Here is a 12,660-nt window from a genome sequence, read left to right as displayed (position 1 = left end):
ACCAGTGTCTGAATAGGGATTGGTAATTCCTTGTTTTCTATGTCATATTGTAGAAAAAGGCACGGTTGAGTCAGCCGAGAAAAAAACATAATGAAAGTCATCATCGTCAGTAAACGCCACGGCCGCACCCGCAGTCTCTCCTTTGGGGGATGGACTCGTGCCGTCGTATCTGCCTGTTTACTGGGGTTGCCGATTGTGGGTGCCTGGATTGGTACCGAGTTGGCCAGAGGCGATGGCTCCGATATCTTCACCAGTGACTCCACCAAGGTGTGGAACGAGGCGCTGGCTGAGCAAGAATCCCAAATTAAAACCACCAAGCGTGATGCCGAAGAGCAGCTGGCGGCGCTGACGTTGCGCATGGCTGAGTTGCAGGCTCGCCTGTTGCGTTTGGATGCTCTGGGTGAGCGTCTGACCACTATCGCCAAACTTGATAAGGGTGAGTTCGATTTCAGTCAGGTTCCGGCTGTGGGTGGTCCGGAAAGTGTCGATTTGGGTGAGGCCTATCAGGCACCTGATTTTCTCGATGTAATCGGTCAGTTAACCGATCAGATTGCCAGTCGTGAGCAGCAGCTAGAAACCCTTGAGGCGTTGCTGGCTAACCGCAAAATCCAGCGCGATGTTTTCTTGGCTGGTCGACCGATCAAAAAAGGCTGGATGTCTTCTCGCTATGGTCGTCGCACCGACCCGTTTAACGGTCAAATCGCCTGGCACAGTGGTGTCGACTTTGCCGGCAAGCTGGGCTCGGACATTGTCGCTGTTGCCGCCGGCGTAGTGACCTGGGCCAGTGAGCGTCATGGCTATGGCAAGATGGTTGAGATCAACCACGGTAATGGTTTCTCAACCCGTTACGCACACAATACCGATAATCTGGTGAAGGTGGGTGACGTGGTTAAAAAAGGGCAGGTGGTTGCCCTGATGGGATCGAGTGGTCGTTCTACCGGCCCTCATGTTCACTTTGAAGTCTACAAGCACGGCCGTGCGGTAGATCCTGCTGCTTATATCCACCGAACCAACCGATAATTCCCCCTTTTTGCTTGCGTCTGCAGGCACCTTTCGGTTTACTGTGGCCGGCATTTGGGCTGCATACTCATAATTCATTATTACTACAGTTTTAAACGGAAATTCTCATGTTTGGCAAAATGGTCAAGGCCGTCTTTGGCACGAAAAACGATCGCGAACTTAAACGTATGGGCAAGCTGGTTCAGCGCATTAATGAGCTGGAGCCAGAGTTGCAGGCGTTATCCGATGAGCAGCTGACGGCCAAAACCGAAGCATTCAAAGGTCGTGTACAGGGCGGCGAAAGTCTCGACTCGATCTTGCCAGAAGCTTTCGCGGTATGTCGCGAAGCCAGTCGCCGGGTGCTGGAAATGCGCCACTTTGATGTTCAGCTGATTGGCGGCATCACTTTGCATGAGGGCCGTATCGCCGAGATGCGTACCGGTGAGGGTAAAACCTTGATGGCTACTCTGGCGGTTTATCTCAATGCCTTATCTGGCAAGGGCGTTCATATTGTGACGGTGAACGATTATCTGGCTGGCCGGGATGCCAACTGGATGCGCCCGCTGTATGAGTTTTTGGGACTTAAAGTGGGCATTTTGCAATCTCAGCAAGACCCGCAAACCAAGTACGACGCCTATCAGGCCGATATCACCTATGGCACCAATAACGAATTCGGTTTTGATTATCTGCGCGACAATATGGCTCTGCGTCGTGAAGATAAGATGCAGAGACCACTGAACTTTGCCATCGTCGATGAGGTGGATTCGATTCTTATTGATGAGGCGCGAACGCCACTGGTGATCTCCGGTGCAGCTGAAGACAGCTCGCGTTTGTATAAACGCATGAATGTCCTGATTCCTATGCTCAAGCCGCAAACCGAGGCTGAGCCTGGCGAGTACGTGGTGGATGAAAAAAGCCGGCAGGTGGAGCTGACCGAGCAGGGGCACGAGAAAGTTGAATCGCTGCTTGCCAGTGATGGTCTTCTGCAGGAAGGTGATAGTCTCTATGCCGCGACTAATCTGAGCTTGTTGCACCATGTACACGCGGCCCTGCGTGCTTATACCCTGTTCCAGAAAGATGTGGATTACATCGTACAGAATGGTCAGGTGGTGTTGATCGATGAGCACACTGGCCGGACCATGGCCGGGCGCCGCTTGTCGGAAGGGCTGCATCAGGCGCTGGAAGCCAAAGAGGGTGTGTCCATTCAGAATGAAAGCCAGACTCTGGCTTCCACTACCTTCCAGAACTACTTCCGTCTGTTTCCGAAACTGGCGGGCATGACCGGTACCGCTGATACTGAGGCCTACGAATTCAATCAGATTTACGCTCTGGACGTGGTGGTGATTCCCACCAATAAGTCGATTCAGCGTAAAGATCTTAACGATCTGGTTTACCTTACCATCGAGGAAAAGTATGACGCCATTGTGCGGGACGTGAAATCTCTGATGGAAGCCGGTGCACCGGTACTGGTGGGGACGGCATCCATTGAGTCCTCAGAAGCCATGTCGGTACGACTGAAAAAAGCGGGCATCAAGCATCAGGTGTTGAACGCCAAGTTCCACCAGAAAGAAGCCGAAATTATCGCTCAGGCGGGACAGCCAGGCGCCGTGACGATTGCCACTAATATGGCTGGTCGAGGTACCGATATTGTTTTGGGTGGTAACTTCGAAGCGGAAGTGGCGGCCCTCGATAATCCTTCAGAAGGCAAAATTGCCGATCTGAAAGCTGAGTGGCAAAAGCGCAATCAGCAAGTACTGGAGGCCGGTGGTCTGCATATTATTGGCACGGAGCGTCACGAATCCCGCCGGATTGATAATCAGCTGCGTGGTCGTGCGGGGCGTCAGGGTGATCCCGGTTTGTCACGTTTCTATCTGTCGATGGAAGACAGTCTGATGCGGATCTTTGCCTCGGATCGAGTGCGAGGTTTTATGCAGGCTCTGGGGATGGAGAATGGTGAAGCCATCGAACATCGCATGGTCACCAATGCCATTGAAAAAGCGCAGCGTAAAGTAGAAGGTCGCAACTTTGATATCCGCAAGCAGTTGCTGGAGTTTGATGATGTTGCCAATGACCAGCGTCAGGTGGTCTATCAACAGCGCAATGAACTGCTGGAAGCTGATTCCATTGCCGATACCGTAACGGCCATTCGTGATGATGTGGTGGCGAGTCTGATCAGCGATTTTATTCCGCCGCAGAGTCTTGAAGAGCAGTGGGATGTTCCGGGTCTGGAAAAATATCTGGAGGCTGAAATGGGCCTGCAGATTCCGGTGCAACAATGGCTGGATGAAGACAAAAAACTCCACGAAGAAACACTGGTGGCCAAAATCACTGAAACCGCACAAGCCGCTTATGCTGATAAATGCGAGCGGTTTGGTGAGGTTATGCGTGAGGTTGAAAAACAAATCATGCTGCAGGTGCTCGACATGCTGTGGAAAGAGCATCTGGCCAATATGGATCACCTGCGTCAGGGCATTGGCTTGCGTGCTTACGGTCAGAAAAACCCCAAGCAAGAGTACAAGCGAGAATCTTTCGAGCTGTTCCAGGATATGCTGGAAAACCTCAAGCACGAAGTGGTGCGGGTTTTATCCCGCGTTGAACCGGTCACTCAGGAAGAAATGGATGCCATGGAAGCCGAGCGCGTGCGCGCCATGGAGCAACAGCAGATGCAGCTGCAGCATGCTCAGGCCAGCGCCATGGGTGACGCCGAGCCTGCACAGGATCAGGATCAAGAACAGGCGCCACAACCTTTCGTGCGCGAAGGTGTCAAGGTTGGCCGCAACGATCCCTGCCCCTGCGGTTCTGGCAAAAAGTACAAGCAGTGTCATGGCAAATTGAGTTAATTGCCGTTGGTTTAATTTGGAGTAGATCATGCCTGTAGGCGATTTTCCCTTTCCCCATATGAATCCGGTACAGGGTATTCGCCTTGGTACCGCCAGTGCTGCAATCAAATCACCCGGGCGCAAAGACGTGATGGTGATGGAGGTTTGCGAAGGCGCTACCGTAGCCGGTGTTTTTACCCAGAATGCCTTCTGTGCAGCCCCGGTGACTGTCAGCAAGGAGCATCTGGCCAAGTCGCCGGCCCGCTACCTACTCACCAATTCAGGCAATGCCAATGCCTGTACCGGTGATCAGGGGTATCAGGATGCGGTTGATTCCTGTGAGCGTATTGCCGAATTAACCGGGGTGGATGCGTCTCAGGTGTTGCCGTTTTCCACGGGTGTCATCGGTGTCAATTTGCCGATGGATAAATTGCTGAATGCATTGCCTGAAGCCTTGAGCAACCTGAGTGAGTCCGGATGGCAAGCTGCGGCCGAAGCCATTATGACCACTGATACCCGCCCCAAGGGGGCTGCGGCCACGTTCGAATATCAGGGGGCAACGGTCAGAGTCAATGGCATCGCCAAAGGCTCTGGCATGATCAGGCCCGATATGGCGACCATGCTGGCTTATATCGCAACCGATGCCACTGTTGCCCAGCCGGTGCTGGATCAGTTGTTAAAAGAGGCAGTGGACAGCTCGTTTAATCGTATTACGGTTGATGGTGATACCTCCACCAACGACTCCTGTATCCTGGCTGCCTCGGGTAAGTCGGAGGCGCCGGAGATTATTTCAGCCGATGGCGAACTCTATTCTCTGCTGCGCGATGCGGTCATCGCGGTGCACAAATTGTTGGCGCAAAATATTGTCGCCGATGGCGAAGGTGCAACCAAGTTTGTCACCGTAGCAGTCCAAGCCGCTGAGAATCGGGAAGAGGCGCTGCGCGTTGCCTACAGCGTGGCCCAGTCCCCCTTGATCAAAACCGCCCTGTTTGCTTCCGATCCCAACTGGGGGCGTATTGTGGCTGCCATCGGTTATGCCGGGGTCAAAGGTCTGGATGACAAGCAGGTCAAAGTCTGGCTTGATAATGTCTTGATTGTCGAAAACGGCGGCTGCGCCGAGAGCTACTCGGAAGAGGCGGGGCAGGAAGTGATGAATCAGGAAGAGATCACGATTCGCATTGATCTGGGGCGTGGCGAAGTGGCCGAGACCGTCTGGACCACCGACTTGTCTCACGACTACATCAAGATCAACGCTGAATACCGTACCTAATCCAGAGCTTCAAGGCAGATGACTGTGAAGTATATCCACGTTGTGGCGGCCGTGATTAAAAACGCCGACGGTGAAATCCTGATTGCCAAACGACCTGATCATACTCATCAGGGTGGTCTCTGGGAGTTTCCCGGTGGCAAGGTGGATGCCGGTGAAACGGCGCGGGAGGCACTCAATCGGGAGCTTCGCGAAGAACTGGCGATTGATGTGCGTGGTGCGGCCCCTTTTATGGAGATTCACCACGAGTATCCGGATAAGTCGGTGTTTCTGGATATCTGGTTGGTGGATCAGTTTGCCGGTGAGGCGGTAGGCAATGAAGGTCAGCCCATCAGTTGGGTTCTCAGATCCGACCTGAAACACTATGCGTTTCCTGAGGCGAACCAGCCTATTATTGAAAAGCTGTTGGCTTAATTTTTTGTCACCCTGAGTGGCGACGCTGTGAAGGATCTTTTTAGGCGGAGAGATTCTTCCTCCATTCTGTCGTCAGAATGACAAGGTTGTGCTGTCGTCAGAATGACAGGGCTGAATTGTCGTCAGAATGACAGGGTCGTGTTACTCATCAAAATAAAAATCATCGTTGTCGATGAGGTTCGGGTCGATAGGTAGCGTGGGCCCTTTAATTTTGTGGGTCTCGCTGGCCCATTCCCCCAGATCAATCAGCTTGCAGCGCTCACTGCAGAAGGGGCGATTGGCGAATTTATCGCTCCATTCGATTTCTTTTTGGCAGGTTGGGCAGTTGAGTTTGGTGGCCATAATTCAGTTCTTTGCCAGAGTCAGGTATTGCTGGTGAAGGTCTTCGATCTTACTGTGAAGTGCCTCCAGTGTACTGTCATTGATGACGATGTCGTCAGCCATTTCTCTACGGGTATGACGTGATGCCTGACTCGCCATGATGGCTTTTACCTGCTCTTGCGAGTTGTTGTCTCGGGCCATGGTGCGTTGCAGTTGCAACTCTTCGGCTACATCCACCAGCAAAATGCGATTGGCCAGTTTGTGCTGTTCGGTTTCAAGCAGCAGTGGCGAGACAAACACAGTATAGGGCGAGCTTGAGTTTTCCAGCTGCTGGCGGATCTCCTCGCCGATCAGGGGGTGCAGTAATTGCTCCAGCCACAGTTTGTCGTCGGGGTTGGCAAAAATTTTTTCACGCAGTAAGGGCCGATTCAATTCGCCGGCAGAAGTCAAAATGTCAGGGCCGAATTTTTTGGCGATCGCATCCAGTGCCGGTTTGCCTTTTTCTACTACCACGCGCGAGGCAATATCCGCATCGACAATGGTGATGCCCAGTGACCCAAAGTGATCGGATACGGCGGTCTTGCCGCTGCCGATGCCGCCGGTTAGGCCGATAATCAATGTCACGGGATCAAGCCAGCCCTGCGTATTGCAGGTACGCCGCGGTTATCTGCTCTCCCCAGATCAGGGCGATCCATCCGGCAATGGCCAGATAAGGACCAAAGGGAATGGCCACGTTTTTATCACGGCCCTGAATCAGTATGCCGGCAATGCCAATGACAGCGCCCACCACTGAAGACAGGATGATGATTTGCGGCAAGGCCTGCCAACCCATCCAGGCGCCAAGGGCAGCCAGTAATTTAAAGTCACCGAAGCCCATGCCTTCCTTGCCTGTAACCAGCTTGAACAGCCAGTAAACAAACCAGAGTGACAGGTAGCCAAAAATGGCACCCAGAATAGAGCTCTCCAGATCGGTAAAGGTGCCGCTGATATTGGCGATAATGCCAAGCCATAACAGCGGCAGGGTGATGTTGTCGGGCAGCAGCTGGTGATCAATATCGATCATGGTCAGGCTGATCAGTGCCCAGGTCAGTATCAGGGTGTAGAGCAGCTGTTCAGTGGGCCCAAAGGTATAGGCCAGAAAGCCGCTGAGAATACCGGTTACCAACTCAATAATGGGGTAGCGTTTGCTGATCGAGGTCTTGCAGTTGGCGCACTTGCCGCCGAGAAACAGGTAGCTGATGACCGGGATGTTCTGCCAGGCGCGAATCGGTGCCTCACAGCTGGGGCAGCGGGAATTGGGGTAGACCAGACTGATTTTCTTGATGTCGGGTGCCGGTTGTTGCAGCAGTTCGCAGCAGTCCCGTTTCCAGCTGTTTTGCATCATCAGTGGGACGCGATGGATGACGACGTTAAGGAAGCTGCCAACCACGAGGCCGAGCAGGGTGATGCTGAAAATAAGAAAGCCGGTGTTGCCACCGGCTGCAATAAAATCGTTCATACAGATATCTTTTGTTTGAGGGAGTTAGCCAACAACTTCGCCGAGTTGAAAAATTGGCAGGTACATGGCAATCAATAAGCCACCTACTAGCACGCCGAGAACGGCCATAATCATTGGCTCCAGCAGCGAAGTTAAATTATCAACCATGTTGTCTACGGCCTCTTCATAAAATGTTGCCACCTTGTCGAGCATATCGTCCAGAGCACCTGATTCTTCCCCAATCGCGGTCATTTGTATCAGCATGGTGGGGTAAATTCCCTCAGATTTAAGGGAGCGGTTAAGTGGCAAACCTGTGGCGACCTCATCTTTGATCTTCATTACGGATTTTTGATAAACGGAATTGCATGTTGCACCGGCAACCGATTCGAGTGCATCAATCAAAGGCACGCCTGCTGCGAAGGTGGTGGAAAGGGTCCGCGCAAATCTGGCAATAATGGAGTTGTATACAATGCCGCCAATTACAGGCAGCTTGAGCACCAGTTTATCCACTCCGTCCGAGAAGGCTTTATTGGTTCGTCTGAGGTAACCAAATGCCATGACCGCACCTATGGAACCAAATAGCACGAGATACCAAACTTCTTGCATGAATTCTGAAATGCCCATCACAAACAGGGTGAAGGCGGGCAGTTCTGCACCAAAGCCGCTGAAGGTATCGGCAAATTGAGGCACCACCTTCACCAAAAGAATGGCGGTTACAATCAGGGCCACGACAATGACGGCAATGGGGTAAGTCATGGCTTTCTTGATTTTGGCTTTCAGTGCTTCCGTTTTCTCTTTATAGGTGGCAATTCGGTCGAGCATGGTTTCCAGTGCGCCGGATTGCTCACCGGCATCGACCAGATTGCAGAACAGCTCATCGAAATATTTGGGGTGTTTCTCCAGAGCAACCGCAAAGCCGCTGCCAGATGCCACATCGTCTTTGATCTCAAGTATCAAATTTTTGAGATTGCTGTTGTCTGAGCCTTCGGCAACAATTTCAAAACTTTGCACCAGTGGCACACCAGCTTTCATCATGGTGGCCATTTGTCGGGTAAAAATGGCGATGTCCTGCGGGGTGATTTTTTTGCCACCACCACCAAACATGGGCTTGGGCTTTTTTCTGACGCTGCGGGCCTTAATTCCTTTCTTTGTCAGTTGCGCTTTTACGAGAGCGACACTGTTGCCAATGATTTCGCCTTCAACTTTCGCGCCTTTTTTGTCGGTGCCTTTGTAAACAAAAATTTCCGTCGAATTTGCCGTCGCCATTTTATTATCCTTACAAATTAGTCCTTAGTTACGCGGTTGGCTTCTTCAAGGCTGGTTAGACCTTGTGCTGCTTTTCGTAAAGCCGAGATTCTTAGATTATTAAAGCCCGCTTCGCGTGCGGCGTCTGCGATCTGGATCGCATTTCCGCCCTCCATAATGATGCGTGAGATTTCATCGGTAACTCTGACCACTTCATAGACGCCAACCCGGCCTTTATAGCCGTTGGTGCATTTGTCGCAACCCACCGGGTGAAACAGTTGAAGTTCTTCACGGGGAATGCCGATGTCGTCAAAGCCCTCTTCGCTGAGAATGTCGTCGGGAATATCTTCTGCTGGCTTTTTGCATTCATTGCAGAGGCGTCGAGCCAGACGTTGCGCAATGATCAGGCTGACGGAGGTGGCCACGTTAAAGGCCGGAACCCCCATATTGAGAAGTCGAGTCAATGTTTCCGGAGCGCTGTTGGTGTGCAGGGTGGACAATACCAAGTGACCCGTCTGTGCCGCTTTGATGGCAATGGAAGCGGTGTCCAGATCGCGGATCTCACCCACCATGACAATATCAGGATCCTGACGTAGAAAGGAGCGCAAGGCTTCGGCGAAGGTCAGGCCGACTTTGGTGTTAACGTTTACCTGATTGATGCCTTCCAGATTGATTTCAACCGGATCCTCAGCTGTCGAGATATTCCTTTCGGTGGTGTTGAGGATGTTCAGGCCGGTATAAAGGGAGACCGTCTTGCCCGAACCAGTAGGACCAGTTACCAGAATCATGCCCTGCGGTTGCGCCAGAGCATCCATGTACATTTGTTTTTGGTCGTCTTCGTAGCCCAAAGCATCAATGCCCAGTTTCGCGCTGCTCGGGTCAAGGATCCGCAATACAATTTTTTCGCCAAACAGTGTTGGCAGCGTGTTAACACGGAAATCAATGGCACGGGTCTTGGTGATCTTCAGCTTGATGCGGCCATCTTGGGGGACGCGTCGCTCGGAGATGTCCATTTGTGACATGACCTTGAGTCGGGCTGCCAGTCGGGTTGCCAGTGTTGTTGGCGGTTTGGCTACTTCCTGAAGTATGCCATCGGTTCGAAAACGTACTCGGTAGGACTTTTCGTAGGGCTCAAAGTGGATGTCTGAAGCGCCGGTTTTGATCGCATCCAACAGTACTTTATTGATGAATTTTACAATCGGAGCCTCATCCGCTTCGGTATCGTCGTCATCCTTAGGGCCGTCTTCATCAACCGCTTCAATGTCGAGACCGTCAAGCGCGTCGTCATCGAGCCCGCCCAATGCATCACCGATGCTTTCTTCCTGGGCATTCAGATAGCTGTCAAGCAGGGTGGCCAGCTTGTTTTCTTCAACCAATACGGCGTCGGTGTTCAGGCCGGTATTGAATTTGACTTCGTCGAGGGCATGCAGGTTGGTCGGATCCGAAACACCCAGATAAAGCCTATTGCCCCGTTGGAACAGTGGCAGGGCATGGTGTTTTTGCAGCAGTTTATTGTCCACCAGCTTCTGCGGAAGACTGTCTTCGTTGATGGCGCTTAAATCAAAAATAGGTGACCCAAACTCTTCGGCGGCAGAAGCGGCGATCTTGTCAGAGGGTATGTCAAAGTTGTGAACCAGCTCGGCAACAAAGGTGCTTTTGTTCTTTTGGGTGGCATCCTGGGCACTTCTGGCTATGTCTTCGTCAATTAGTTGGTCAGCAACCAGACGACGGGCGAGTCCACTCAGCACCTTGACTGATTCGTTCATCAGGATATCCCTAGTTATATAATTCTAAATTAGCTCTAAGAGTGTATGTTAACTGACTGAAATGTAAATATTTTTATGGTTCGGAATGGTGCCAAGAAAGCTTCGGTGTGCGGTTTTCAGTATTTGCCTGTCAGCATAGCAGTTTGATGGCATGTGTCGAACAGGGGGTGAATATGACAAAAAATGTCACATTTGTGTTTCTGTCAGAGCCGGTCAAAGCCGATTTTGCGCTCTTGCAATATTGATTTGTTCTTATGCTGTTGTTTTTAAAGGTTTTTTTGTTTGTTGGCACAAACGCTGATATATAATCGCGTAAGTGCTTAACGTGGTGCTTAATGAAATTGATAAATAATCGGAGAATTTCTATGAAAGCTCAAAAAGGTCAAGCGGGTTTTACCCTGATTGAATTGATGATCGTTGTTGCCATTATCGGTATTCTGGCTGCAGTTGCCCTGTCAGCCTATCGCGACTATGTGGTTCGCTCTGAAGGTGGTGCGGCGATGAAAGGCGCCAGTGCGTTCGTGAGTAAAGCGCTGATTTGTGTTCAGTCCAATATTGGTTGTGCCGATGCTAATGATGACGACGATTTGAGCGCTAAGTTGACTTACGCTAATGATTTTGCTGCGGGTACTGGTGGTACCATTACTTGGACTGAAGATACCTGTAGTGTTGTTGCTACCATTACTGATGATGGTCAGGTTACCTACGCTGCGGGCGGTGGTGCTCTGTGTACCGAGGGTGCGGGTCTTTAATCAGTCCTGACTTCGGTCGAAAGCCAGCTTGGTGTACTCCTTGCTGGCTTTTTTTTTGTCAAAAGCTCAGCAGTTTTGGATGTCAATTTTGGCTTGAGTGCTAGTGGATTTCTAACGGGTTACTTCGGAGGCTTCCCATGAAGATACAACAAGGCTTTACCCTGATTGAATTGATGATTGTGGTCGCTATCATTGGCATTCTTGCTGCGGTTGCGGCGCCAGTGTTCCGGGATTATACCCTTCGCGCCGAGGGTGGGGCGGCCATGAAGGGCGCTTCGGTATTTGTCAATAAGGCGGCTCTGTGTGTTCAGTCGGGCGTCGGTTGTGATGATGCCAACGATGACGATGACTTGAATGATAAGCTTACCTATGGCGGCGATTTTGCCCAGGGGGCGGGTAACACCATTACTTGGACGGAAGATACCTGCAGTGTAGTGGCCACCATTGAGGATAATGGCCAACTGACTTATGCCGCTGGTGGTGGTGCCATGTGTCAAGAGGGGGCCGGTTTATAGGGCTGTGATTGCGTGGCCTTACATACTAAACCGCATCGACAAATCCACCGCCTTGCAATCCTTGGTTAGTGCACCGATGGAAATATAGTCCACGCCGGTTTCGGCAATGGGTCTTAAGGTCTCATTGGTGATGCCGCCAGAGGCTTCCAGTTTGGCGTTGCCGCCATATTGCTCTTTGTTCAGTTTGACTGCGGCGCGCATGTCGTCGTTGGAAAAGTTATCCAGCATAACGATGTCGGCTTGGGCATCGAGAGCCAGCTTTAGCTCGTCCAGATTTTCTACTTCCACTTCCACCGGTTTGCCCGGCGCCTGTTGCTTGGCGGTGGTAACGGCTTCGGTGATGCCGCCACAGGCGGCAATATGATTTTCTTTAATCAAGAAGGCGTCGTACAGGCCGATGCGGTGGTTGTGGCAGTTGCCACAGGTGACCGCGTATTTCTGGGCAGTGCGCAGGCCCGGGATGGTTTTGCGGGTGTCGAGCAGTTTGACGCCAGTGCCTTCGACAATGTCGGCGTACTTCTGGCTGATGCTGGCGGTGCCGGACAGCAGTTGCAGGAAGTTCAGTGCCGTGCGTTCGCCGGTCAGCAGTGAGCGGGCGCTGCCTTTCAGGGTAAACAGGGTGCTGTTGGCGGCGACCTGATCGCCGTCATTGACCTGCCAGCGCACTTCGACACTGGGGTCCAGTTGGCGAAATACTTCGTTAACCCACTCGGCTCCGGCAATCACACAGTTGTCACGCGTGATGATGGTGGCGCTGGCCTGTTCGGTCTCGGGGATCAGTTGGGCGGTGATGTCGCCGTCACGAATGTCCTCTGCCAGAGCGTTCTCGACGCTGTGGATCATGTCTTGTTTCAGGCCGGCGATGGTATCTAGCATGGTGAGCTCAGTGTAATTACTTGGTTGTTGGCTGGAAAGGTGGCGATTTTATCAGGCGCTTCGGGGCCTGTCAGTCTGGATGTCACGCGCTTGTGTGATATTTATCGGTTTCGGTTTGTGCAATCGTTCACGAATTTGATCTGCTGAGGAGGTGAGTCACTGTCAGGGCGATTATACTGCCAGTCACAGCGTTTCAGTTTGATGGTCGA

At 51.9% G+C, this 12,660-nt stretch carries 12 protein-coding genes; 6 read left to right on the top strand and 6 right to left on the bottom strand.

Going from position 1 to position 12,660, the window contains the following annotated elements; genetic code table 11:
- The first annotated feature begins 90 nt into the window (after positions 1-90).
- From ACPXV9_RS12450 to mutT, 4 genes are all read left to right on the top strand, one after another.
- Positions 91-1,020 (top strand): M23 family metallopeptidase, encoded by a 930-nt coding sequence (locus ACPXV9_RS12450; RefSeq protein WP_423897563.1) that lies wholly within the window; start codon positions 91-93, stop codon positions 1,018-1,020.
- A gap of 107 nt (positions 1,021-1,127) precedes the next feature.
- On the top strand, positions 1,128-3,839 hold the full coding sequence (gene secA, locus ACPXV9_RS12445) for a preprotein translocase subunit SecA (RefSeq protein WP_423897561.1): 2,712 nt from the start codon (positions 1,128-1,130) through the stop codon (positions 3,837-3,839).
- Positions 3,840-3,867: 28 nt separating this feature from the next.
- Entirely contained in the window at positions 3,868-5,088 is a 1,221-nt protein-coding gene (gene argJ, locus ACPXV9_RS12440; protein ID WP_423897558.1) for a bifunctional glutamate N-acetyltransferase/amino-acid acetyltransferase ArgJ, read from the top strand.
- Between the two features lie 18 nt (positions 5,089-5,106).
- Positions 5,107-5,499 (top strand): 8-oxo-dGTP diphosphatase MutT, encoded by a 393-nt coding sequence (gene mutT, locus ACPXV9_RS12435; protein WP_423897555.1) that lies wholly within the window; start codon positions 5,107-5,109, stop codon positions 5,497-5,499.
- 141 nt (positions 5,500-5,640) lie between these two features.
- Here mutT and ACPXV9_RS12430 read toward each other — a convergent pair whose 3' ends face one another.
- From ACPXV9_RS12430 to pilB, 5 genes are read right to left on the bottom strand one after another with little or no spacing between them, the layout of a single operon-like run.
- Positions 5,641-5,841 (bottom strand): DNA gyrase inhibitor YacG, encoded by a 201-nt coding sequence (locus ACPXV9_RS12430; RefSeq protein ID WP_423897553.1) that lies wholly within the window; start codon positions 5,839-5,841, stop codon positions 5,641-5,643.
- 3 nt (positions 5,842-5,844) lie between these two features.
- Entirely contained in the window at positions 5,845-6,444 is a 600-nt protein-coding gene (coaE, locus tag ACPXV9_RS12425) for a dephospho-CoA kinase (protein ID WP_423897552.1), read from the bottom strand.
- Positions 6,445-6,448: 4 nt separating this feature from the next.
- A complete protein-coding gene (locus tag ACPXV9_RS12420) occupies positions 6,449-7,318 on the bottom strand; it encodes a prepilin peptidase (RefSeq protein ID WP_423897550.1) in 870 nt (289 codons plus the stop codon).
- A 24-nt stretch (positions 7,319-7,342) separates the two neighbouring features.
- Complete coding sequence (locus ACPXV9_RS12415) at positions 7,343-8,563, bottom strand: type II secretion system F family protein (protein WP_423897548.1); 1,221 nt, start codon at positions 8,561-8,563, stop codon at positions 7,343-7,345.
- A 17-nt stretch (positions 8,564-8,580) separates the two neighbouring features.
- Complete coding sequence (gene pilB, locus ACPXV9_RS12410) at positions 8,581-10,308, bottom strand: type IV-A pilus assembly ATPase PilB (RefSeq protein WP_423897547.1); 1,728 nt, start codon at positions 10,306-10,308, stop codon at positions 8,581-8,583.
- Between the two features lie 365 nt (positions 10,309-10,673).
- Here pilB and ACPXV9_RS12405 point away from each other — a divergent pair, with 365 nt between their 5' ends.
- Both ACPXV9_RS12405 and ACPXV9_RS12400 read left to right on the top strand, forming a co-directional pair.
- On the top strand, positions 10,674-11,060 hold the full coding sequence (locus ACPXV9_RS12405; RefSeq protein WP_423897546.1) for a type IV pilin protein: 387 nt from the start codon (positions 10,674-10,676) through the stop codon (positions 11,058-11,060).
- A gap of 137 nt (positions 11,061-11,197) precedes the next feature.
- The gene (locus ACPXV9_RS12400) at positions 11,198-11,575 is read left to right on the top strand and encodes a pilin (RefSeq protein WP_423897543.1); all 378 of its coding nucleotides are present in this window, start codon (positions 11,198-11,200) and stop codon (positions 11,573-11,575) included.
- An 18-nt stretch (positions 11,576-11,593) separates the two neighbouring features.
- Here ACPXV9_RS12400 and nadC read toward each other — a convergent pair whose 3' ends face one another.
- On the bottom strand, positions 11,594-12,451 hold the full coding sequence (nadC, locus tag ACPXV9_RS12395; protein ID WP_423897541.1) for a carboxylating nicotinate-nucleotide diphosphorylase: 858 nt from the start codon (positions 12,449-12,451) through the stop codon (positions 11,594-11,596).
- Positions 12,452-12,660: the final 209 nt, after the last annotated feature.

This window comes from Candidatus Pelagadaptatus aseana, from assembly GCF_040362265.1.
In the GTDB taxonomy this organism is placed as follows: Bacteria; Pseudomonadota; Gammaproteobacteria; order Pseudomonadales; family Cellvibrionaceae; genus Pelagadaptatus; species Pelagadaptatus aseana.
The sequence above is the reverse complement of the archived record's forward strand: the minus strand, read 5'-3'. Positions and strand labels throughout refer to the sequence as shown.

What these genes read in the sequence shown, in the direction of transcription:
- ACPXV9_RS12400 (WP_423897543.1), top strand. Translation starts at nt 11,198, where the DNA reads ATGAAGATACAACAAGGCTTTACCCTGATTGAATTGATGATTGTGGTC.
- ACPXV9_RS12450 (WP_423897563.1), top strand. Translation starts at nt 91, where the DNA reads ATGAAAGTCATCATCGTCAGTAAACGCCACGGCCGCACCCGCAGTCTC.
- ACPXV9_RS12420 (WP_423897550.1), bottom strand. Translation starts at nt 7,318, where the DNA reads ATGAACGATTTTATTGCAGCCGGTGGCAACACCGGCTTTCTTATTTTC.
- secA (WP_423897561.1), top strand. Translation starts at nt 1,128, where the DNA reads ATGTTTGGCAAAATGGTCAAGGCCGTCTTTGGCACGAAAAACGATCGC.
- mutT (WP_423897555.1), top strand. Translation starts at nt 5,107, where the DNA reads ATGACTGTGAAGTATATCCACGTTGTGGCGGCCGTGATTAAAAACGCC.
- ACPXV9_RS12430 (WP_423897553.1), bottom strand. Translation starts at nt 5,841, where the DNA reads ATGGCCACCAAACTCAACTGCCCAACCTGCCAAAAAGAAATCGAATGG.
- ACPXV9_RS12405 (WP_423897546.1), top strand. Translation starts at nt 10,674, where the DNA reads ATGAAAGCTCAAAAAGGTCAAGCGGGTTTTACCCTGATTGAATTGATG.
- argJ (WP_423897558.1), top strand. Translation starts at nt 3,868, where the DNA reads ATGCCTGTAGGCGATTTTCCCTTTCCCCATATGAATCCGGTACAGGGT.
- nadC (WP_423897541.1), bottom strand. Translation starts at nt 12,451, where the DNA reads ATGCTAGATACCATCGCCGGCCTGAAACAAGACATGATCCACAGCGTC.
- pilB (WP_423897547.1), bottom strand. Translation starts at nt 10,308, where the DNA reads ATGAACGAATCAGTCAAGGTGCTGAGTGGACTCGCCCGTCGTCTGGTT.
- ACPXV9_RS12415 (WP_423897548.1), bottom strand. Translation starts at nt 8,563, where the DNA reads ATGGCGACGGCAAATTCGACGGAAATTTTTGTTTACAAAGGCACCGAC.